The organism is Bifidobacterium miconisargentati, from assembly GCF_019331675.1.
In the GTDB taxonomy this organism is placed as follows: domain Bacteria; phylum Actinomycetota; class Actinomycetes; order Actinomycetales; family Bifidobacteriaceae; genus Bifidobacterium; species Bifidobacterium miconisargentati.
This window is the reverse complement of record NZ_JAHBBJ010000007.1, coordinates 17,308-39,125: the sequence shown is the minus strand read 5'-3', so window position 1 is coordinate 39,125 and position 21,818 is coordinate 17,308. Positions and strand designations below refer to the sequence as shown.

Annotated in this window: 16 protein-coding genes; 5 read left to right on the top strand and 11 right to left on the bottom strand. The window is 61.5% G+C overall.

What is annotated here, in order from left to right; all coding sequences use genetic code 11:
* Positions 1–120: 120 nt before the first annotated feature.
* The 7 genes from KIH81_RS05545 to KIH81_RS05515 all read right to left on the bottom strand — a co-directional run bounded on the left by KIH81_RS05545 (position 121) and on the right by KIH81_RS05515 (position 13,270).
* The gene (locus KIH81_RS05545) at positions 121–2,934 is read right to left on the bottom strand and encodes a DEAD/DEAH box helicase family protein (RefSeq protein WP_214304461.1); all 2,814 of its coding nucleotides are present in this window, start codon (positions 2,932–2,934) and stop codon (positions 121–123) included.
* Positions 2,935–3,165: 231 nt separating this feature from the next.
* Positions 3,166–6,354 carry a bifunctional [glutamine synthetase] adenylyltransferase/[glutamine synthetase]-adenylyl-L-tyrosine phosphorylase gene (locus tag KIH81_RS05540; protein WP_214304460.1) on the bottom strand — a complete coding sequence of 1,063 codons (3,189 nt, stop codon included), beginning with the start codon at positions 6,352–6,354 and terminating at the stop codon, positions 3,166–3,168.
* Positions 6,355–6,536: 182 nt separating this feature from the next.
* A complete protein-coding gene (gene metF, locus KIH81_RS05535) occupies positions 6,537–7,385 on the bottom strand; it encodes a methylenetetrahydrofolate reductase [NAD(P)H] (RefSeq protein WP_214304459.1) in 849 nt (282 codons plus the stop codon).
* A 178-nt stretch (positions 7,386–7,563) separates the two neighbouring features.
* A complete protein-coding gene (gene metE, locus KIH81_RS05530) occupies positions 7,564–9,867 on the bottom strand; it encodes a 5-methyltetrahydropteroyltriglutamate--homocysteine S-methyltransferase (RefSeq protein WP_214304458.1) in 2,304 nt (767 codons plus the stop codon).
* Positions 9,868–10,052: 185 nt separating this feature from the next.
* Complete coding sequence (locus KIH81_RS05525) at positions 10,053–10,610, bottom strand: SixA phosphatase family protein (RefSeq protein ID WP_214304457.1); 558 nt, start codon at positions 10,608–10,610, stop codon at positions 10,053–10,055.
* A 204-nt stretch (positions 10,611–10,814) separates the two neighbouring features.
* Positions 10,815–11,894 carry a tRNA (adenine-N1)-methyltransferase gene (locus KIH81_RS05520; protein WP_214304456.1) on the bottom strand — a complete coding sequence of 360 codons (1,080 nt, stop codon included), beginning with the start codon at positions 11,892–11,894 and terminating at the stop codon, positions 10,815–10,817.
* A gap of 134 nt (positions 11,895–12,028) precedes the next feature.
* Entirely contained in the window at positions 12,029–13,270 is a 1,242-nt protein-coding gene (locus KIH81_RS05515) for an ATP-binding protein (protein ID WP_214304455.1), read from the bottom strand.
* A 267-nt stretch (positions 13,271–13,537) separates the two neighbouring features.
* Here KIH81_RS05515 and KIH81_RS05510 point away from each other — a divergent pair, with 267 nt between their 5' ends.
* Entirely contained in the window at positions 13,538–14,269 is a 732-nt protein-coding gene (locus KIH81_RS05510; protein WP_214304454.1) for an alpha/beta hydrolase, read from the top strand.
* 6 nt (positions 14,270–14,275) lie between these two features.
* Here KIH81_RS05510 and tenA read toward each other — a convergent pair whose 3' ends face one another.
* Together tenA and KIH81_RS05500 are read right to left on the bottom strand one after the other, a co-directional pair.
* A complete protein-coding gene (gene tenA, locus KIH81_RS05505; protein WP_214304453.1) occupies positions 14,276–15,019 on the bottom strand; it encodes a thiaminase II in 744 nt (247 codons plus the stop codon).
* Positions 15,020–15,322: 303 nt separating this feature from the next.
* A complete protein-coding gene (locus KIH81_RS05500) occupies positions 15,323–16,066 on the bottom strand; it encodes a putative ABC transporter permease (RefSeq protein ID WP_214304452.1) in 744 nt (247 codons plus the stop codon).
* Between the two features lie 574 nt (positions 16,067–16,640).
* On the opposite strand from KIH81_RS05500, the gene KIH81_RS05495 reads away from it, so the two are divergent.
* From KIH81_RS05495 to KIH81_RS05485, 3 genes are all read left to right on the top strand, one after another.
* Positions 16,641–17,387, top strand: coding sequence for a metallophosphoesterase family protein (locus tag KIH81_RS05495; protein ID WP_214304451.1), 747 nt, complete (start codon positions 16,641–16,643; stop codon positions 17,385–17,387).
* Between the two features lie 171 nt (positions 17,388–17,558).
* On the top strand, positions 17,559–18,413 hold the full coding sequence (locus tag KIH81_RS05490) for an aldo/keto reductase (protein ID WP_214304450.1): 855 nt from the start codon (positions 17,559–17,561) through the stop codon (positions 18,411–18,413).
* A 273-nt stretch (positions 18,414–18,686) separates the two neighbouring features.
* The gene (locus tag KIH81_RS05485; RefSeq protein ID WP_214304449.1) at positions 18,687–19,538 is read left to right on the top strand and encodes an SDR family oxidoreductase; all 852 of its coding nucleotides are present in this window, start codon (positions 18,687–18,689) and stop codon (positions 19,536–19,538) included.
* Between the two features lie 119 nt (positions 19,539–19,657).
* Here the strand turns inward: KIH81_RS05485 and KIH81_RS05480 are convergent, their stop codons facing one another.
* Positions 19,658–19,876, bottom strand: a complete 219-nt coding sequence (locus KIH81_RS05480) for a hypothetical protein (protein WP_236029314.1) — start codon at positions 19,874–19,876, stop codon at positions 19,658–19,660.
* A 161-nt stretch (positions 19,877–20,037) separates the two neighbouring features.
* Between KIH81_RS05480 and KIH81_RS05475 the strand changes: the two genes are divergently transcribed.
* Positions 20,038–20,874, top strand: a complete 837-nt coding sequence (locus tag KIH81_RS05475) for a hypothetical protein (protein ID WP_214304448.1) — start codon at positions 20,038–20,040, stop codon at positions 20,872–20,874.
* On the opposite strand, the gene KIH81_RS05470 is transcribed toward KIH81_RS05475, so the two are convergent.
* Entirely contained in the window at positions 20,875–21,747 is an 873-nt protein-coding gene (locus KIH81_RS05470; RefSeq protein WP_214304447.1) for a nitrilase-related carbon-nitrogen hydrolase, read from the bottom strand. It abuts the gene before it with no gap.
* Between the last annotated feature and the right edge of the window lie 71 nt (positions 21,748–21,818).

Sequence of the window (21,818 nt, the reverse complement as noted above, 5' to 3'; positions counted from 1 at the left end):
TTCAGGTGGCCACCCTTGTGTGACCTAATCTAACTTACGCCATTTTTCGGACAGCCGCGTTCACCGAGTGTTCACCCTTGATTCCGGGGTTTGCCGGATTTGGTTTGTCAGATTCCCCGCTTAGCACGGGCAGTGGAACGAGGTGGTGAGTCTGCGCTGCACATGCTGGTCGAGGTTCAGGAACGAGCGGGTTCGGCAGCGCAAGAGTATGTGTCGGCCCTCCTCCGTGCGCGTGTAGACCAACGAGCAATGCGTGAGACTCCGATTCAGGTGCCGCCGTAGTATCTCCGCATCCTGTTGGCGTCGGGAGAACGCATCCGGGCATGCAAAGCTCACTCCATATGCGCGCACGCCCCACTCCTTGCCGATAATCACATACCTCGGATTACCGATAGGAGCCAACAGTTCATTCATGGCTTTGGCGAAGAGCACCTGCTCACGCCGTGAACCGCCAATCAACATGACTCGCAGTGCGGTCGACTCATCCTCGTCATCAAACGACACTTCATCAACAGTGCTCACCGCTTCCGCACTGGTGATCGATCCCATCTCCCGCAACGCATTCAGCATGGCGCAGGAGAGCGCGAATATCGTACGCTTCGGCGTCATCAACGACCACCAGCGCATGATCGCACCGCCGATCGGCACCACGAACATAGCCGCCGTGCAGAGCGTCACGCCCAGCGCATCGGCACCATCGTCAATCCTCAAACCAATCCTGAACAGCAGGTTGGCGATGTACCAGAGTGCGGCCAGCACCATGATTTTCACCGACTGCAACAATACCGCCTCGCGCGGCGCAGTAGGCTGCACCATCTGCACGGCTTGGGTGACGCGCCCGCCGGTTCCGGTTGCATCCACGGCATCATGCCAGAGCTCAGCCGTACGTCCTCGGTCGGCACTGCGCCGCAACATAATATCGTTGATACGTTCTATGCCATTGCGGTCGAAAGGCGGATCGAAGGCGTCAAGCCGTCCGATACCGCTTTCGATGGTGCGATTCACATACGACGGCCCGATAAAACAATCGAAACGGCGAGTAAGCCGTATGAAATCCTCACCGTGAATCTTCCGTGTATCCGGCGGATCAAGAAAATCGTGCGCCACCTCCCCCATGGTGCTGTCATCCAGATGCTCCGGCTCCGCAGTGGCCAGATGCCAGACATTGGCCACCTTGCCCGGATCCGAGGCCACGGCACGAATGGCGCGCCCGCGCATCTGGTTGGTCAGCATGAACGATCCGACCGTACTGGCCAGAATCAACGTATTGATGCTCGGCGAATCCCACCCCTCCCCCAGCAAGGATTTCGTGCCGATCAGCACCTGGATCAATCCCGCTTCGAACAGTTCGGTAATCACCGCGATTTTCACGCCATTGGAAGCGCCCAGGTCAACCTCGCAATAACGTTCATCATTGAGCGGTTTGAAGCGGGCGGTTACACCATGGGCGGCCGCACGGCGGAATGCTTCGCTCCGCAACGAAGCCGGCAGTATGGTGAGACTGCCGGAAATCACGGCGATACCAGGCTGCCGCGCGGATGTCTTCCGCGTTTCCCGCAGCATCCTACGCAACGTTTCGAAAATAGGCACAACGCCTATGTGCGTCATGGGCCGGCTGCCGCCGACCGCACGTTTGGCATCAGCGCGAATGTAATCGGTAAGCACCAGCAATCGCAGCCGTTCTCCCAGTGCCGAGCTTTCATGGCGCACAATGCGCGCAATTGAATCAAGCTTGCCGGCCGAGGAGACCAACCAGCGCATGGTGGCATCATCATTCAACAATGCGACTTGTCCGCGATCCGTAACACCCAGCTGGGTGAGCTCCTTCTTCAACTCGTCGGACAGCGCTTTGCCGAACAGTTCAGGCGCACGAATCACGAATTGGAATGCCTGCTGCGCGTATCGCACACGGTATTCAGGCAAGGCATGTTTCACCGTGACCAGCCGCACCAACCGCTTAGGCACCGTCATATCCCGGCGCTTGCCCATCAGAATCATAAGCGCGCAATATTCGTCGGGATAGTCGTATATGGCCTCGGGAATGCTCCGCTGTCGTTGCCGGTCATCTGCCGCGATACCGGCGGCTGCGATGATGCGCACGAACAGTTCGCCTTCGATAATGGATTCGACGGCTTTGGCTACCTTGATACGATACCGTTTGATCACCGCGGTTTCGCTCGGAGTCGGGTAGTTCAACATCACAAAATCCTGATGCGGGCACAGATTCCCCTGCTTCACCAGTTCCGGGGTCGCGATCTCCTCATCGATATCGCCGCACAAAGTGATGTAACGTTCCCATTCCGCAGGCTGGGCATCATAAGGCGGAGTGGCGGTCAGCGCGATGATCATCACGGAGCCGGCAGCGCGCGGGTCCGTACGAAGCGCGGAAACGAACGCCTCCAACGCCTTTTGCCATTCGCGACGCAGGTGGTGCGCCTCGTCCAGGCAAATCGTACGGATACCGGCCGCGATGATGCGATCGACCAGAGCGGAGAGCGCTTGCGACTGTGCGACCGCGCCCTGCCGCACATCACCGACCGCAGCGTGCAGTGCCTGATAGGTCACCGAAGTCAACGCATTTGGATGATGCAGATCCGCGGAAGTCATCGCGGTTATCGAATTCGACGCATCGCCGGGCCGCAGTGTGCCTTTCGGCGCATCAGCTGGCGTATCAGCCGTAGCATCCGTCAGGGTGAAGTGATTTGTAAAGCGGTCAAGCCATTGATCGGCAATCGCAATCGTGGGCGAAAGAATCAGTGCCGCTTCGCCTCGCCGGCGAATCAACTCAAGTCCCAGAATGGTTTTCCCACTGCCGGGCGGAGCCACGATATGCACACGACCGTCCGCAAAATAGCGATCCGCATTATCCAATATATGCTGCTGATAATCACGGAACCCGCCATTGAAGCGTACGGCGCCCCATTGCCTACCCATCGGACGTCCCCTCTTTCGGCAGAACCACCGTGCGCACCGCACACCGGATTACCACCCGGTATATTACGTCGGCTGACTGCACATATAATCGCACCGATCCACCACGGCATTACCCCTAAAGAATGCACCCAGGACGAAGCAGGGCGAATACCCGAAAACTCCTCTCAGCCACCTACGGTGACGACTCCCCTCAGCGAGGGGAGCCGGAGAAACGCAAACCGAAAGTCTTCCCTACCGCTGGGCGCGGCGACGGTTCTCGACGAGCCTCGGAGCGATCACGTGCATACGCGGCGACGACGGCTGTTGTGCGGCCTCTTCAATCTGGCCGTAGAAAAGCCGCTGGCACACGTCACGGCATTTGCGCATGACGCCCAGCAGGTCGTTTTCGAAGTGCTGGCCGCGATGCGCGCCGTAGCCGAGGTATACGGCGATGCCGCCGAGCGAGTACATGTCATCCGGAAGGATGTCCGCCTGGTTGGCGCGTCCGGACCACAGGTAGTTGCCGTTGCGGGCCGCGGTGCACAGCGTCCATGCCTTGCGCAGCTGGATGGCATCCACCGGGCTGATGAGTTTCTTGGCCTCCAGCACGTCCAGCGCCTCCAAGGTGCCGTTGACCCGGAGGTCGCGGATGTCTCCGGCATGCTGCAACTGCATGAGCTGCACGGTCCACTCCACATCGGAAAGACCGCCCTTGCCGAGTTTCAGATGACGCTCGCGGCGCACGCCGCGCGGCAGTCGCTCGGCCTCCATGCGGGCCTTGAGCCGGCGGATGTCCTGCAACTCGGTTTCGGTCAGTTCCGTAACCGGATAGCGAAGCGGGTCGGCGATGTTGATGAGGAAATCGCGGCCGAGTTCGGCGTCGCCCGCCGCATACCGGGCGCGCAGCAGTGCCTGCCTCTCCCAAGTGGAGGACCACGACTCGTAGTACTCCTCGCAGGAAGCGTACGAGCGCACGATCGGCCCGTTCTTGCCTTCCGGCCGCAGATCCAGATCGAGTTCGATCTTGGGCTCGAGCGTGGTGGGTCCCTGCAGGATGTTGCGCAGATCCTCCACCACCTTCTTGGCGAAGGCATTGGCCTGTGCGTCGTCCGCGTCGTCGGCCGGCCGGTAGATGAGGATCGCATCTGCGTCGGAGCTGAAGTTCACCTCACGGCCGCCGTACCTTCCCATGGCGATGACGGCGAGGCTCGCCGGCGCATGGTCCACGCCGAACGCGGCGGTCTGCCGGCGCACGGCCCAGGTCAGGGAGGCGTCGATGATGGCGTCGTACACGTCGGTCATGGCTTTGAGGCTGGCGTCGTCGGTCATGACGCCGCTCATCCAGGCCAAGCCTATGCGTTCGATCTCGTGGCGGCGCATGGCACGCACGGAGTTGGCGAATTCGTTGATGCTGGAGCCGAACCGCTCCAGCGCGGAGTGCGTCTGCACGTCCAGCGCCTCGCGCGTGCGGGCCTTAAGATCGTCATCATCGCCCAGCCAGCTGATGGATTCGACCGACTTGTTGAGCGCGTCACCCAGGAACCGGGAGTTGGACAGGATGTGGCACAGGCGCTGCGCCGCCGAAGTGGAGTCGCGCAGGAAGCCGAGGTAGCTGGAGTCGGTGCCGAAGTTCTCCTCCAGCTTGCGCCAGTTGAGCAGGCCCATGTCCGGGTTCTGGCCTTCGCCCAGCCACTGCAGCACGGCGGGCAGGATGATGCGGTTGATCTTGGCCGCTCGGCCCACGCCGGCGGTGAGCGCCTGCACGTGGCGGATGGCGGCCTGCGGATCGCCGAAGCCGATGGATGCGAAACGCTCCTGGGCCACTTCGACGCTCAGGTTGATCTGGTCGTCCTCAAGCTGGGCGTTGACCGGCAGCATCGGACGGTAGTAGATGTCGAGGTGCAGGTGACGGACTTCACGGCGCACGTCGTCGTACTTTTCGACGAGCTCCTCCGGGTGCAGGCCGAACGCGCGGGCGAGGCGACGCAGCTCCTGGTTCCGGTTGAGCTCGTCCACGTCGATGTCGCGCTTCTTCTCCAGTCCGCCCACCGAAGCGCGGCCGAGATCCGGGAACAGGTGCGTGCGCTTGAGGGACCAGATCTGCTGGCGATGCTCCATCACACGCTCGAACCGGTAGTCCTTGGACATGCGCACGGCCTGTTTGCGGGAGATGTAGCCGCCTTCGGACAGACGCTGCAGCGAGTCGAGCGTGTTGCTGGTGCGCAGCGATTCGTCGGTGCGGCCGTGGACGAGCTGCAGCATCTGCACGGTGAATTCCACGTCACGCAGGCCACCGCGGCCGAGTTTGATCTCACGATCCTTCAGGGGCGCGGGGATCAGGTTCTCGACGCGCTGGCGCATCTTCTGGCAGTCGTAGACGAAGTTCTTGCGTTTGGAGGCCGTCCAGACGAACGGGCGGGTCATGTCCATGTACGCCTTGCCGAGGTCGGGGTCGCCGGCCACCGGACGGGCCTTGAGCAGGGCCTGGAACTCCCAGTTCTCGGCCCACTGCTCGTAGTAGGTCTTATGTGATTCGAGCACACGGACCAGCTGGCCGTCCTTGCCTTCGGGGCGCAGACCGCCGTCGATCTGCCACAACGGCTGTTCGGCCACGCCCATGATGGCGGACTGGCAGACGCGCTGCAGCATGGTGCCCATTTTGGTGCCCACGCGGATGAGCGTCTGATGGTCGGTCTCCTTGTCCGCCGGTTCGACCACGTAGATGAGATCCACGTCGGAGACGTAGTTCAGTTCCTGGGCACCGAGCTTGCCCATGCCGATGACGGTGAAGCGCACATGTTCGCTGTCAGGCACTTCGTGGCGGGCGATGGCCAGTGCTCCCTCGAGCGCCGCGTCGGCAAGATCCGACAGTTCACGGCTGATGGTCGGCTGGATGGCGGTGGGGTCGTCCGCCACGGCATCCTGGGCGATGATGGCGGCCAGTTGCTTGCGGTAGCTGGCGCGCAGGGCCGTGGCCGCCTCGGCCAAGTCCTTGGTGGCCACCGGATGCGCCGGTTCGTCCGGGTCCGCACCCACCGCCCTGAGCAGGTGCGCGCGACGCTGGGCATGGTTGAACAGATGGCTTTCGCAGTTGTCCACCGCCGCGGCCTCGACGAGATCCGGTTTGAAGCGCATGAACTTGCCCATGGCGTCCGAGACGCCGAGCACGGTGATGAGGCGCTTGAGCGCGGCACCGTCCGGCATCACGCGGCTCAGGTCGCGACCACTGGATTGCATGGCGTTGACGATGTCCACGAAATTGCGCAGCGCCACGTCCGGGTCGCAGGCGTGGGCCAGCATACCGAGCAGTTCGGCACGACGTTCGTCGGGGATGCCGTCCGCCTTGAGCTGGTCGAACAGCGTGCGGGATTTGTCGAGATCCTGCAGGCCCGCCCGGATGAGATCCATTGCGCTGGGATTGAACGTCGTCTTTAGCTCCATGGAATTCCAGTGTAACCGGTCTGCGGCGGTGTTTCGCGTCAGTCTGGCGGAAATCAGAGAATACACGCTCCTCGGCTCCCCTCGACAAGGGAGCTGTCGGCAAAGCCGACTGAGAGGTAGCCGGACGAGCTGCCGAGAGGCGGCGGAAAACAGCGTATCGGTCCTATGGCCGACACCTTTCGTCAGTCGACGGTGAACAGCGGCTCCACGTTACGCCAGATGCGGCGGGTGGTGGCCGCGTGGTTCATCGAGTACAGGTGGATGCCGTCCACGCCGTGGGCCACCAGATCGGCGATCTGCTGGGAGGCGTAGGCGATACCTGCCGCGTGCAGGGCTTCGGCGTTGCCTTCCCAACGGTCGAGCATGGCGGCGAGATGGTCCGGGATGCGCGAGGCATTGCGCTCGGCCATGCGGCGCACGGATTTGGCTCCGCGAACCGGCATGATGCCGGCCTCGATGGGCACGTCGATGCCGGCCGCACGGGCCTTGTCGAGGAAGCGGTAGAAGTCGTCGTTGCAGTAGAACAGCTGGGAGATCAGGTGCGTGACGCCCGCGTCCACCTTGATTTTCAGGTGCTCGATGTCCTCGTCCAGCGATGCGGACTGGTAGTGGCCTTCCGGATAGCAGGCGCCGAACACCTTGAGCTCGGGCTTGCGTTCGCGGATGTAGGCCACGAGGTCGCTGGCGTGGGGGAAGACGCCGACGGTCTCCTCCCCTTCGATGTAGTCGCCGCGCAGGGCGAGCACCGCTTCCACGCCGGCCTGTTCGAACATGTCGAGCGCCTCGTCCACCTTCGCCTTGTCGGAGTAGAGGGCGGTCAGGTGGGCCACGGCCGGGATGTGGTATTCCTGGCGGATGGTGTTGGCGATGCGCGCGGTGGCGGTGCGGTCCGTGTGTGTGCCGTGGCCATAGGTCACCGAGATGAAGTCGGGATCCAGGCCTTCGAGCCCGTCGAGCGTGTCATAGATGGTGCCGACCGGGGCGTTGCGCTTCGGCGGGAACACCTCCAGCGAAAACATCGGGGTATGCATGTTGCTTCCTTAGCACAATTGCGACATAATGCGGCTCCCCTCCCTGAGGGGGAGCTGTCAGCGAAGCTGACTGAGGGGAGCGTCATGAGCTAATCGCCCCGACTCCCCTCAGCCGCCTACGGCGACAGCTCCCCTCAAAGAGGGGAGCCGATAACCTATTTAACCTGTCCAGCTGCTACTACTTCGCGAGCTTGGCGCGCACGGCCTTGGCGGCGGCCACCAGATGCTCCAGGCTCGGCCAGGTCTCGGCGTTGCCGCGGGTCTTCAGACCGCAGTCCGGGTTGATCCAGACCTTCTCGACGTCCATCTTCTTGAGGATCTCGTAGATGCGGTCCTCGATCTCCTGCTCGGAGGGGATGCGCGGCGAGTGGATGTCGTAGACGCCCGGGCCGGCTTCGGTCTCGAAGTGGGCGTCGTGGATGGCATCGAGCACCACCAGATCGCCGCGGGAGGCTTCGAAGGAGATCACGTCGGCGTCCATCGCGTCGATGTCGCGGATGATGTCATTGAACTCCGAGTAGCACATGTGGGTGTGGATCTGGGTGGTGGGCTTCACGGCGGAGTGCACCAGACGGAAGGCGGGCACGGCCCAGTCGAGGTACTTGACGTGCCAATCGGACTTGCGCAGCGGCAGCTTCTCGCGCAGGGCGGCCTCGTCGATCTGGATCACCTTGATACCGGCGGCCTCGAGGTCGAGCACCTCGTCGCGGATGGCGAGGGCCAGCTGCTTGGTCTGCTCCTCGTGGGTGATGTCCTCACGCGGCCAGGACCAGTTGAGGATGGTCACCGGGCCGGTGAGCATGCCCTTCATCACATGGTCGGTGCGGGACTGGGCGTACGCGGACCATTCCACGGTGATCGGCTTGGCGCGGGAGACGTCGCCCCAGACGATCGGGGGCTTGACGCAGCGGGTGCCGTAGGACTGGACCCAGGCGTTCTTGGTGAACAGGAAGCCGTTGAGGTTCTGGCCGAAGTACTCGACCATGTCGTTGCGCTCGAACTCGCCGTGGACCAGCACGTCCAGGCCGATCTCCTCCTGGTGCTTGATGCAGGCGTCGATCTGGGCCTTGATGAACTCGTCGTAGGCTTCCTTGGTGATCTCGCCCTTGCGCAGCTTGGCACGCTCGGCGCGCACCTCCTTGGTCTGGGGGAAGGAGCCGATGGTGGTGGTGGGCAGCAGCGGCAGGCCGAGGGCCTCGCGCTGGAGCTTCTGGCGCTCCTCACGGGCGGGCTGGCGCACGTAGTCGTCGGCGGTCAGGCCGTTGACGCGGTCGGCGACGGCCTGATCAGCGGCCACGCGGGTGCCATCGAACAGGGCCTGGTTGGCGGCGAGGGCCGCGGAGGCCTTCTTCTCATCCTCGGTGGCGTCGGCGAGGACGGCCACTTCCTTGAGCTCGCCGAGCTTTTCGACGGCGAAGGCGAAGTGCTTGAGGTCGTCGGCCGGGATGCCGGTCTCGCCTTCGGTGCTGAACGGCACGTGCAGCAGGGAGGAGGCGGTGGAGACGGCCACGTTCGGCGTGACCTGCTTGAGGGCGTCCACGAGGCCGAGGGAGGTGGCGTAGTTGTTGCGCCAGATGTTGCGGCCGTTGATCACGCCGGCGAAGATGGTGGTGCCGGAGGCGACGCCGTACTTGGCCACGGCCTCGAGGTTCTCCTCGCGGCCTTCGTTGAGATCCAGGCCGATGCCGTCGAAGCCGAGCAGGTTCACGGTCTCGTACACGTCGGCGATGTGGCCGAAGTATGTGTTGAGCAGCACCTTGACGCCGGCCTTGGCGGCCAGGATCTTGGTGTAGAGCGTCTTGAAGAGCTCCACGTCGCCCGGTTCCTTGTCGAGCACCAGGTAGGGCTCGTCGAGCTGCAGCCACTGGGCGCCGAGCTCATTGAACTTGGTGAGCACTTCGGCGTAGACGGCGGCCACGGCGTTGACCAGGCCCTTGTCGTACTCCAGTTCGGTGGCCTGGTCGGTGCGGGCCAGCTTGAGGAAGGTGTACGGGCCGATGAGCACCGGCTTGGTGAGGATGCCGAGGGCCTTGGCCTCGTTGAACTCGTCGAACGGCTTGGTGGAGTTGAGCTTGATCTCCTCGCCGGGCTCGACCTCGGGCACCAGGTAGTGGTAGTTGGTGGTGAACCACTTCTTCATCGGCAGGGCGGTCACGTCGCCCTTGTCGCCCTGGTAGCCGCGGGCCATGGCGAAGAGCGTGTCCTCCGGGTTTTCGAAGGCCAGACGCTCGTAGCGCTTGGGGATCACGTTGAGGAGGATGGCGGTGTCCAGCATCTGGTCGTAGTAGCTGAAGTCGTTGCTGGGAATCAGGTCGATGCCGGCGGCCTGCTGCAGCTTCCAGTGCTTGGCACGCAGTTCGGCGGCGGTGGCCTTGACGGCGGCGAGGTCGTTGGCGCCCTTCCAGTAGCCTTCGATGATCTTCTTCAGTTCGCGGTTCTGCCCGATGCGCGGGAAGCCGGAGACGGAAGTCAGAGTGGACATGAATCCTCCAATGTATGCGTTCGTAACCCGATTAGGGTATCAAACCATCGGCGTTTCAAGCCCATAAGAAAGTGCTGGGTGTCGTTATAGGAAATACTTATATCACCCTTGGTTCCCCTCGTCGAGGGGAACTGTCCGCATAAGCAGATTGAGAGAAGTCTCCGGCTCCAGACAGAAGAGACGAATCAGTCGAAATCCTTGACGTTGATCACCGCGAGCAGATCGCCGCTGTGCACCTGCCATTCGTCGAACGGCTTGTTGGAGCCCATGATCACCACACCGGCCGGCGATAGGCCGAGGTTGAGCAGGTCGAGGCGTTCGGCGTCGGAATCGGCGGAGGCCAGCCACTGGGAGGCGATGGAGACGGTGGGCTCGTGTCCCACGATCATGAAGACGCGAATCTTGGGCTTGACGTGGGCGAGCTCGTCGAACACGGACTGCACACCGCCGTCGTACAGGTTGATGCGGTAGTCCACGATCGGGTCGTCGCCGAAGATCTTGAGCATGCGGTCGAGCGTCTGGCGCGTACGGGTGGCCGCGGAGCAGGAAATCTGGTCGGGCTTCAGACCCAGCTCCTCCAGACCCTTGCCCACGATCTTCGCCTGCTTGAGGCCCTTGTCCGTGAGCCGGCGCTCCACATCGCCCTTCTCGCCGAACGGCTCCGCCTTGGCGTGGCGCATGATGACGAGGATATGCTCGTACTTCTTGGCCGCCTTGGCGACTTTGCTCAGCTTGATACCCATCAATGGCTCCCTTCGAGGGCCCGATTGCGCGACAGCAACGCATACATGCATGGCATCGCACGGGCATGTGTTACCGTCGCACTGCGGCCGCCCGCCATACGCATCGCACAGCGGGCCGCTCATTCGATTATTCGTGTCCTACCATCATAGGCGAGTGCGGACATCCGTGAAAATATCGGGGCGCGTAGGGGGGTATCGCATTCGTCATTCGTCCGATTCGCCGCCGATCTCGCCGAGCGCACCGACCTGACGATCGAGGTCGCGCAGCACCTTGCGCAGCTTGTGGTCGGATATGTCACGCAGCTCCAGCTCCTCCAGACGGGCCTCGCGCTGCTCGTCGGTCAGCTCGTCCACGTCGGTGACGGTGTCCTTGGAGTAGCGTTCGCGCTTCTTCAGCGCCTCGAATCCGAGAGCCATCGCGCGCGAAACCACGAGGAAGCCGGTGTGGCCGATCATCTGATGATCCGGACGCACGGCGAGTCCCTGCGCCTTCCACGTACGCTCCAACGTCTCCTGAATCTGTGGTTCGGTCCAGCAGCCGGCCGCGCGCAGGGCCTCGGCCATGCGGCTCATCTGCGTGGTGGTGGTCACGTATGCCACGAGCACGCCGCCGGGGGCGATCACGCGGTACGCCTGTTCAAGACGGTTCCACGGGTCGAGCATGTCCAGCATGATGCGGTCGTACCAGTGTTCGGGCAGTTCGGCGGCCACGGAGTCGAAGTCGCCGGTCTTCAGATCCCACCAGGCCGGCTGCTCGCCGTAATAGAGCGTGGCGTTAGCTTGGGCCACGCGCGCGAATTCGGCGCGCAGCTCGATGGTGGTCAGGTGGCCGGACTCCCCCACGGCGTCGAGCAGGTTCACGCTCATTGCGCCCGAGCCCGCACCGGATTCCAGCACGCGCATGCCGGAACGGATGTCGCCGAGCTGGATCACCTGCGCGATGTCCTTGGGGTACATGATCTGCGCGCCACGCGGCATGGACAGCACATAATCGGCCAGACGCGGGCGCATCACCGCATACTCCCAGCCGCCGATCGCGCGTGAGGACTTCCACGGCTTGTTCTTGTCCTTCTCCGGGTAGACCTGGTTGACCTGCGCCTCGCGCTTGGCGTGCACGGTCACGATCACGGCACCCTCGGACTGACCGATCACGCTGTCATGCAGGATGAGCCCGTGCTCGGTCTGCGTGGACCCGCCGGTCACCAGCTGATCGGTGATCTTCTTGCCCTTGCGGTCGGTGAACTGCACCTTCTCCCCCGCGCCCAGCGGCCCGCGCCTGACCATAGTCCCTCCTTGAAGTGTTCAATCCGTTCCGATGCGGAAACCCGGAAAACCGTTTTAGTGTAATGCCGGCGCGGGAGAATTGCTCATGGTCCTGCTTCGCGCCGACGGACAGCATACTGAAGCATTCCCCATACTCATGCTTCCCGCTCATTGCTCAGCAGCCAGTCCAAAGCATATATCTGCTGTATTCCCTCATGAGAGATCGGACGTTCGTCGTCCAACGTAATCAGCATTTTCGGATAGTTGTCCCGCACCGCGCGCAGTGATGACAATTCACGTTCCAATGTATTCGGGTCATGCACTGACTCACTGACTTGGTAATACCGGGGTCCTCCCGCACCGTTGGTGATGAAATCGATTTCGCCACCTGCGCCTTGCCCAACGTAGACGTCACCTTCGCGGCGCATCAGTTCGAGAAATACCACATTCTCCAGCAAACGCCCGGTGTCGCGGACTTTATTGGAGCAAAGCACTCGCCGTATACCGAGATCCACAGCGTAATACTTGCGTTCCTGCCGTAATGCACGCTTGCCTTTGACATCATAACGCTGTACCGGGTAGAAGATGAATGCCGCCACCAATCCTTCCAGATAATTGGACACCGTGGGTGATGATATCTTCGTTCCCATCGAAGTCATGGCATCCGCAATCGATTTGGGATTCACCAGATTGCCCACATTATCGAATAGGTAACGAGTCACTGTTTCCAATGCGGCGATATTGGAAACACCAAGGCGTGCAGCTACATCTTTGAACAATACGGTATTGAGAATGCCGTCAAGATAGTCATGCAGCATCGTCTCGTCACCGGAAAACCCAACCGTAGCAGGAAGCGCGCCATCATGCAGATATTCCGACCATGCACGTTGCATAGACAGACCGTCCCCGGCACGCGCGCTCCAATATTCGGCGAACGACAAAGGCGTCATGGATATTTCCATGGATCGGCCGGAAATCAGGGTTGCCAATGTTCCAGAAAGCAGCATGGCATTCGATCCGGTGATGTACAGATCGATGTCCCCTCTGGCTTGCAGGCTGTCAAGCGTTTTTTGGAAGTCCGGCACGTTCTGGATCTCGTCAATGAGCACATAGTATCGGCCTGTCGTCAGTCCGAAAGATGTTCCCGACCGGGCCCCACATCGACGAAGAATCTCCTCATACAAATGATGGTATTCAAGTAACGGCTCGTTTTCCAACAGCTCAAGATTGATGTGCACTATGGATTCCGGAGCAACACCATAGTGTTCTATAAGCCGTTGCTTCCACAGCAGCATCAGCGTGGACTTGCCGCATCGACGCACTCCGGTAATTACTTTGACTACGTAACGGTCTTTCCATGCGTCAAGTTTTTGCAAGTACTGCGGTCGACCAATCATCACTTCACCAACCCTATCGCAAATGTATTTGCAATATTATCAGTTTCCACCAGTATTTAAAATAGACTTAAAATAAGCGACGTGATTTCTCTTCAGGCATGTGCATACTACACGGTAGCGAATGCTTCACGCTCAGCAATTCAGCAGTATTCCGCATTAATCCGGCCGCCGCGAATCTTCGAAGCCTCCATGCATTCGATGGTCTGATAAGACCCATCCAAGACTGCGGATGACCGGCTACACTCGCTGGTTAAGAGGTGATTCACTATGCGTCTTCGGATGACCAGTCAGATCAACGCGGGCGGCAGCGATCCACTGTTCGTGATGTTCCATGGGTATGGCAATGACGAAAGCGAGATGGTGCGCATCATCGACGCGGTGTATGCGGACCGCGCGACGAATGGTGCGGACCGCACGATGCATTCTGCGGCCAACGCAGACGGCGCGAATGACGCAGCCACCGAAACCGATTCGGCCAACGCCGCGGCACCGACCGAATCGCCCGCCGAATCCGCAATCGAACCAAGCTATTTGTCGTTCCGCGGCACGTACGACCGGCCCTATATGGGTGGCACCTACTGGTATCCCGATGGGTGCAGCGCCGAGGAGCGTCGCCGCGAATGCTCGGCGGTCGGCGAGGCTGTGACGCAGCTGTTGGACTCCCCGATGTTCGCGCATCGCAAGAAGGTGCTGGTCGGCTTCTCGCAGGGCGGGTACCTGTCGTATCGGATGGTCAAAGCGTATCCCGACCTGTTCGATGCGGCGGTGCTGCTGAGCCCGTCCTTCAAAGGCGAGGAAGCAGCCCGGCTGGATTCACCGACCCGCTTCTTCCTGGCCTATGGCTCGAACGACCACACGATTCCGCTGCTCGACCAATGCACCGCACGTCAGGTGCTCGACGACGCGGGCCACCTCGACTATCACGGCTACCCCGGCATGGGCCACGCCATCTGCGACGAGGAAATCAGAGACATCCGCGCTTTCGTGCGGTCGCTGTAGCCGGCGTCACGCGCGCGGTGCGTCCCACTCCGGCTTCCAGGAGTACTGCATGTCGTAGGCGGAGGCCCAGAACATGTATTCGTTCTGCACGCCGGTGACGAAGATATCGGTCAGCTCGGCCTTGCGCTCCTCGCTCAGGCCCTCCGCCAGCTGCTCGATGTGCGCGATGAGCCATGCGGACGAGCTCCAGAACTCCTCGGTTTTGTACATGTCGACCCAGCTCTTGTACGGGTTGGCGTCAAGCGTGTCGGCGAATTCGTGGGCGAGACGCTGGCCATAGTCGGCGTACACCCAGGCGCACGGCAGCACGCCCACCAGGACATCGACGAGCGGATTGCCGTAGGCGATGGCGAGGATGTTGGAGGTGTAAGCACGGGCGAACGCGGACTGGCGGACGTTGTTCATCTCCTCGGCGCTGATGCCGTAGCTGGCCATGTACTTGCGGTGCATGGCGGACTCCACGTTGAAGATGCCGTTCTGCACGTCGGCCATGAACCGCATGATCTCCGGGTCCTGAGTCTTGGTGAGTGCAAGCGCGTGGACCTTGGCGTAGTCATTGAGGTAGCGGTAGTCCTGCAGCAGGTAGAACGCGAACTTCTCGCGGGCGAGCGTGCCGTTGCCGAGCTCGCGCAGGAACGACTGGTTGTAGCCTTCCTCCCACACCTGGTCGGCGGCCTCGCGCAGGTGCTGCGCGAACGGCGGGATATGGTCGAGCGTGATTGGTCCGAATGCGGATGCGTCGAAAGTCATAGGTGATTGCTCCCTTCGATGGTGTTGGCCAACAGGTTCCAAGGGTCAGGCCGGGCCTTTCTCAACCCGCCGGACGGCTGGCGTTTTGGCCGCTGGATGCTGCGGTCCGTTCATACGTCCGCACGTTTGCTTCCGGTGAGGGTTCCCCTGCAACGCCGACCATTATACGTTGCGCATGCCGGCAGGTCGAGGGTCGAGCTGGGAATATGGCATTCGCGGGCATAATCGCTCCGATATCGGGCGTATCCGCCATGTCAGGTATCCATACCGGGCGAATCGGGCCTCACCGGACACCGGACACCGTCACCAGCCGCGACGCTCCAGTATTCGGCGGATGCGGGAGGCGACGTCCGGGTTGCGCAGCGAGGTGAGGCCCGGGAAGATGCGCACCAGTCGGCGCTGCTGCCAGCTGAGCGCGCGGGTAAGCATCTCGTCGGCCATGTCGATGCGCGTGTCGATAGCTTCGATCTGTTCGAGCTTGAGCATCTTGATCTGTTCGGAGACGCGCGCGAGGCGGGAGTCGAAGCTGTGCAGACCGGCCTGAGTGATCGCCCAATCCACCGCCGCGGCCACGAACAGCATGGACGCCGCGATGCCGGTCATGAGGTTCGGCCATGATTCCACGATGGCCGTCATCCACGGCTGGACCACCAGCACCACGGCAGTGGCCCCGGCTCCGAATGCCAGGAATCCGTTGAGGTACACGCGACCGTTGATGTTGAACGGTTTGCCCGTGTAATCCCAGAACCGCACATGGTACAGCTTCTCGATGGCCCACGATGATGCGTACTCCAACGTACAGGCGATCACGCCGCTGGAAAGGAACAGCGGAACCGGATCATGCACGTCATGCAGCAGTCCCAGCACCAGGAGGGCGCCGAAACCGTAGATGGGGCAAATCGGTCCGTTGAGCATGCCGCGGTCCTCGAACCGTTTGCGCAGCACCACGCTGAGCATCGTCTCCCATGCCCAGCCCACGAATGAGTACGCCGTCCAGTAGAGGAACCATCGTGCCATGACCAGCAGCAGTGCCGGCAACGTTTCCATGTGCATCCTTCCCGTGGAATCCGTGATACTGACAGCTTAAAACCAAATCCTCGTCTCCCCTGATTCCGACTTGGACTGCCCGGACGCAGACCGGCAATCGCAATTCAGCGTGGCGTTTCCGGCACAAAATGACTGAATCACCCCGCCGAGGGCGGTATCCGAGGGGCTGGACGGTCATATGCCAACCGTTTTGCCGCGCTGTCCGACTCCGCAGCACAGCGAATCAGTCATTCGATAGCGGATTCGCTCCGTTCACAGGTATTCAGCGAGGCGAATCCGATACCTACCGCCATGTTCGCCGCGTCAGCACTCCCTCTCCGCGGCAAATCGGGCATTAGGCAACGAATCCGCCCCGCCGACGACCCGCCAAACGCGGTATTTCCGTCATCAAGTGCCTACAATTACCCGCCAGAAGATGCCCGAAGACAAAAACCACCCGCCTTCCCTTCCAATTGACCGGAATCATGCCGACGTCCTCCCAAAGCCACCGCGCACACCTATTCTGGAAGCTGGAACGGATGCATCGAAGCCGCAGCCGCGAGCGTCAACTGCCAGGAAGGAGCGAAGGAAAACAATGCAATACTTCACCACGGACACGCATTTCGGACATCCTCTGGTCACGGTGCTGCGCGGGTTCACTACGTTCGATCCGAACGGTTTGACCTATCGGGACATCCTGCATGTCCATGGCCGCAAAGCCGCCGAGGACTGGGCCAGGCAGACCACGCTCGATTCGGGTCTCACCTTCCGCGAAGCAGCCGATACCGACGCACATGATCAAGCGGTCATTGACAACATCAACGCTTCAGTCGGACCGGATGACGAACTCTGGATCCTCGGTGATATCGGTTTCCGCACCTCCCTGAACCATCTCAAGGCCTGTCTGCGGGAGCTCAGATGCAGGCACCTGCACGGCGTCATCGGCAACCATGACAACTGGTGGATCGACGACCGCCCGGCACGCAACCTGTTCGAGACGCTCGAGGCCAACGGTTCAGCCACGATCGCGGGCCTCGGCGCGGTCAATCTCTCGCACTTCCCATACCGGGAGGACCTCGCATACGGCTGGCCCGACGACGTGGCGAAGTACAGCGGGAAGGCATTGCCGTTCGACGGCCGCAGACTCCTGTACGGGCACACCCACCAGCTCTCCCCCGACGGAGCCCGACCGGAGTCGGTCAACGTCGGACTTGATGCCTGGAACCTGCATCCGGTGAGCGAGTCGCAGATCATCGCATGGTTCAACGATCGGCCAACGGCGCATGGGATGGACGGTAACGCCTCACCTTCTCCCGTATCGCTCGACATGCCCACGTTCTGAAGGCAAGCCTCCGTCGATTCGATGCCATACCGGCCATACCGCAACAGTCAATCGGCTCCCGGCTTAACGAGAACACGACGAGTACAGTGGTGCGTGGCAGGGCATCCGCCCGGCGCAAACCTCGGTTCCCACCCATTCGTGTGGGGCAGGCACAACGGCAAAGGAGCGATTATGACGCTTATGGAACCACCGGCGATTCCGGTGCGCAAGGCTCATGATGGGCTGGAGCTTCCGGCCATCGGTTTCGGCACGTACAAGGTCAACGGTTTCGCCGGCGTGGAGGCCATCAAGTCGGCGCTTGAGGTCGGATACCGTCTCATCGATTCCGCGTTCAACTATGAGAACGAGGGCATCGTGGGCAAGGCCATCCGCGAGTCGGAGGTGCCGCGCGAGGACATTATCGTGGCATCGAAGCTGCCGGGCCGCCACCACCAGTACGACGAGGCGCGGACGACCATCGAGGAATCGGTGGCGCGCATGGGCCTCGACTACATCGACCTGTATCTCATCCATTGGCCGAACCCCTCGCAGGGCCAGTTCGTGGAGGCGTGGCAGGCGCTGGTCGACGCGCAGAAGCAGGGCATCGTCAAGCACATCGGCGTGAGCAACTTCCTGCCCGGTCACATCGATCTGCTGGTTCGCGCCACGGGCGTCACCCCGGCCGTGAACCAGGTGGAACTGCATCCGTTCTTCCAGCAGAACGAGCAGCGCGCCTACGATGACGCGCACGGCATCATCACCGAGGCATGGAGCCCGCTTGGCCGCGCCAACCAGATGTTGAAGGATTCGACCATCGTGCGCATCGCCGAAAAGCATGGCGTCTCACCTGTCGCCGCGATCTTGCGCTGGCATCTGCAGCTGGGCGATGTGGCGATTCCGAAGTCCATGCGCGCCGAACGTCAGCGCGCGAACCTGGACCTGACCGGTTTCGCGCTGGACGAGCAGGACATGCGCGACATCGCCGCGATGGACAATCCGGAGGGGTATACCTTCGGTCAGAACCCGCATTGGCACGAGGAGGCGTGAGACCGATCGCGTATAGCCTGACTACCTAGCTATCTGGCTACTTGGCTGTCTGAGCCCGTCCAGCCGCAACCGATCGCACATTGGCCGGGGAACCGGCTCACTGACTCATCCAGTATCCAGCATCTCCGGTAGCGCCATCCCCGTCCATTCGACGGAGTATTCGCTACCGGAGATTTTCGTTTGCGCAATCCCATATTCATCAGACCTCTTGTGGTACGCTCGCTCTGACGATGGCGACGATGACGCCGCCACACGAACAGAACGGAGGACCATATGACCGACGCAGCAATCTTCGACCAGTACCCGCTCGATCAGTGGAAGGACCCCGCCCATCGCATCATGGACCGGTTCTCGCTCAAGGGCAAGAAGGGATTCGTCACCGGTGGCGCAGGCGGTCTCGGCCGCAATGTGGCCGCCGCATGGGCCGAGGCGGGAGCCGACGTGGCGATCGTTGACCTGCCGCGCACCAAGGAGACGCTTGAGCCGCTCGCAAAGGAACTGTCCGAGCGATACGGCGTGAAGGTCGTGCCGCTGTACTGCGACGTTTCCGATAAGGAGCAGGTCGATGCACTGAAAACCTCACTCGTCGACGAGCTCGGCACCGTGGATATCGCGTTCATCAACGCCGGCGTGAACGTGCCCGGCGACGACGCGGACGAACCGTACGAGGTCTGGCAGAAGACCATCGACATCAATCTGACCGGCGCGTACCTGACCGCGCAGATCGCGCAGCACATCATGCGCGAGCACGGCCACGGCGGCTCGCTGGTCTTCACCTCGTCGCTGTCCGCGCACAACGCGAACTTCATCGCCGGCGGCCCCTCCCCCGTCGCCGCCTATGGCGCTTCCAAGGCCGGCATCTACGAGTACGCGCGTTATCTGGCGGCCGCGCTGGCCCCGTATGGCATCCGCTCGAACGCGGTCTCGCCCGGTTACGTGTGGTCCGGCATCTTCGAAGGCCGTATCGTGCCCGAAGCGCATGACGTGATGACCGCTCCCGTGCCGATGCATCGTTTCGGCACCAACGAGGAAATCGCCACCGCGGTACTCTTCCTTGCCAGCGACGCTTCCTCGTACGTCACCGGCACCAACCTTCAGGTCGACGGCGGTTATTCCGTGTACTAATCGCTCACCAATTCAGCTCCCCTGCCGGCTGATACCGAGTCCACGCAACTTCGGCTCCCCTTGTCAGGGGAGCTGTCGGCGCAAGCCGACTGAGGGGTAGTTTCTACGGCACACTCAGCTCAACTCCCCTGCCGGCTGATACCGCCCTTGTGACCGGTCGCCTTGAACGGCTGCGCACGCTGCACCGATGTTCCGAATGCGGCGTGCGCAGTCGTCTTGCGTGTGCCCTTCCGCTCGATTCCGGTCCGACCCGCTTCGCTACTCGCTTGTCCGCGAACGGTGATGTTCTTGGCCCGCAACGCCTTCAGCCATCGTTCGTCCATATCCTTACCGCTCATCCCGTCCTCCTTTATCAGGTCAACATCGCGGTACGCCGCGCACATTCCCGCACATCTTCGCATCCGCACTCACGTTCCTCAACCATCCTGAATATATACGCCCGTCCTCTTCGGAAACGCCGCGCCATTCTCCGTTCACCTTGCGGTGATGGAATGGTGACATGGGAATTCCTATGGATGCCGGGCAAACCAGCGGACGGAATGGCATAGGCACGACCGTGTATGTATTGCCTCATCCGATATGGTTGCGCGGTTCGCATCACATCGCCCGTTCGGCGTTGTGGCGCAGAAGAGGCGGCAACGTTTTCACCACGCTTGTGGGCGTCATCGGCGTGATCGTTCTGCTGTCCTTCAGCATCACAGGCATTGGCGGCATCCAGTACCGGTTTCAGCAGATGCTGGTCACCAATCACGGTGACGACCCGCATCTTGTGGTCACGTTCACCGATGTGATCCTCATCCTCATCTGCGTACTGATGATCATCATTCCTGCTGCAATAATTATCGGCGCCGCGTGGAGCCTGCTCTCCGATCTCTTTCATGGCGGGAATCGCCGCAGGTTCGTGCGCGACCCACGAACGCTTGGCGTGCGCACCGATGACTTCGGACCGGAGATTTCCATAGTCCGACAGCCCGATCGCGATGACGGCGACGACGATATCAGCTCATATCCCATTCCCCGCATCCTCTTCCGGTCGGGAACCGCACCGATTGAATTCCGTATGCTTGCCTATGTTCCGGCATTGCTCTGGGATGAGGCCGGCGGCGGAACGGATCCCCGTCCCGCATGGAAGGTCCGTCATCACATGGCATGGCTCACCATGCGGGTCGCCAACGATTCGATCGGCATCACGAAGCTGGAACCCATTGCCGTGCAGCCGGTGATTCGCGCATTCGATGGCAATCTCAATAGGACCGTTTTCGGGTATATGAGAACGCCCGGCGTCGAACGCTACGATTCGGACTACATCATTCTTGGCGACCCGCAAAGCATGTGATCAGCACAGTTGCGGATCGGCGAACCGGCGGTTCTCGAGTACCGGCAACGCTTGCCGCACGGAGTCGAGACGATTCCGATCCAGTGTCGCCGCGATGAGCCCGGCATGCGTTTCATCCGTTTCAGTGATAACCGCGCCCATAGGATCGATGATACGACTGCAGCCAATATTGCGTTTGCTTACCTCACTGCAGGCCAGTACATAGCAGGTGTTCTCCACCGCGCGGGCGGCCGTCAGCAGGCTCCAGTGATATTCCTTGTGCGGACCTCGCACCCATGCGGCGCTGACCACGATTGCATCCGCCCCTCGCACGGCCAAGGAACGCGCGGTTTCCGGGAAACGTACGTCATAGCAGGTCATCACACCGATATGCCAGCCGTCAATGGTCACGACCGGAGGCAGCTTCCTGCCGGGAAGAACCACGTCGGATTCCCTCGCGGCAAACGCATCGTACAGATGAAGCTTGCGATAGGTCGCCACGATCTCACCGTCTCGAATAACGAGGAACATATTGGATACGCGACGGTCCACACCAGCCGCGGAATTCACCCCTGCCTCATCCCATACCGTCTTTTGGCCCGATGGCACGACATGAACCGTACCCATCAATACGATGTGACGTGCGCTGCTAATCCGGCGCAATCCCGTCACGAACGGACCATCAATCGGCTGGGCATGGGCGGCCGCAAACGAGTCATCATCCCCGTCACGCGCGATAAGCCCTTCCGGCAGCACCAGCATCCTCGCGCCGCCGGACGCCGCGTCCCTGGCAAATGCGTCAATCATCTCCAGATTGCGTTCCGGCTCCCGCGCCACCGTAAACTGCGCGATTGCCACCGGCAATTCGACCGTATCCAACGAGATTCCGGACATGTTTGTCGCTCCCCTCAGTCAGCTTTGCTGACAGCTCCCCTCAGAGAGGGGAGCCGGAATTCCGAGACAGG

Coding starts and splice junctions, on each gene's coding strand:
- KIH81_RS05520 (WP_214304456.1), bottom strand. CDS start 11,894: ATGGTCAGGCGCGGGCCGCTGGGCGCGGGGGAGAAGGTGCAGTTCACC.
- KIH81_RS05475 (WP_214304448.1), top strand. CDS start 20,038: ATGGGAATTCCTATGGATGCCGGGCAAACCAGCGGACGGAATGGCATA.
- tenA (WP_214304453.1), bottom strand. CDS start 15,019: ATGACTTTCGACGCATCCGCATTCGGACCAATCACGCTCGACCATATC.
- KIH81_RS05470 (WP_214304447.1), bottom strand. CDS start 21,747: ATGTCCGGAATCTCGTTGGATACGGTCGAATTGCCGGTGGCAATCGCG.
- metE (WP_214304458.1), bottom strand. CDS start 9,867: ATGTCCACTCTGACTTCCGTCTCCGGCTTCCCGCGCATCGGGCAGAAC.
- KIH81_RS05490 (WP_214304450.1), top strand. CDS start 17,559: ATGACGCTTATGGAACCACCGGCGATTCCGGTGCGCAAGGCTCATGAT.
- KIH81_RS05485 (WP_214304449.1), top strand. CDS start 18,687: ATGACCGACGCAGCAATCTTCGACCAGTACCCGCTCGATCAGTGGAAG.
- KIH81_RS05525 (WP_214304457.1), bottom strand. CDS start 10,610: ATGGGTATCAAGCTGAGCAAAGTCGCCAAGGCGGCCAAGAAGTACGAG.
- KIH81_RS05480 (WP_236029314.1), bottom strand. CDS start 19,876: ATGAGCGGTAAGGATATGGACGAACGATGGCTGAAGGCGTTGCGGGCC.
- KIH81_RS05545 (WP_214304461.1), bottom strand. CDS start 2,934: ATGGGTAGGCAATGGGGCGCCGTACGCTTCAATGGCGGGTTCCGTGAT.
- KIH81_RS05500 (WP_214304452.1), bottom strand. CDS start 16,066: ATGGAAACGTTGCCGGCACTGCTGCTGGTCATGGCACGATGGTTCCTC.
- KIH81_RS05495 (WP_214304451.1), top strand. CDS start 16,641: ATGCAATACTTCACCACGGACACGCATTTCGGACATCCTCTGGTCACG.
- KIH81_RS05510 (WP_214304454.1), top strand. CDS start 13,538: ATGCGTCTTCGGATGACCAGTCAGATCAACGCGGGCGGCAGCGATCCA.
- metF (WP_214304459.1), bottom strand. CDS start 7,385: ATGCATACCCCGATGTTTTCGCTGGAGGTGTTCCCGCCGAAGCGCAAC.
- KIH81_RS05540 (WP_214304460.1), bottom strand. CDS start 6,354: ATGGAGCTAAAGACGACGTTCAATCCCAGCGCAATGGATCTCATCCGG.
- KIH81_RS05515 (WP_214304455.1), bottom strand. CDS start 13,270: ATGATTGGTCGACCGCAGTACTTGCAAAAACTTGACGCATGGAAAGAC.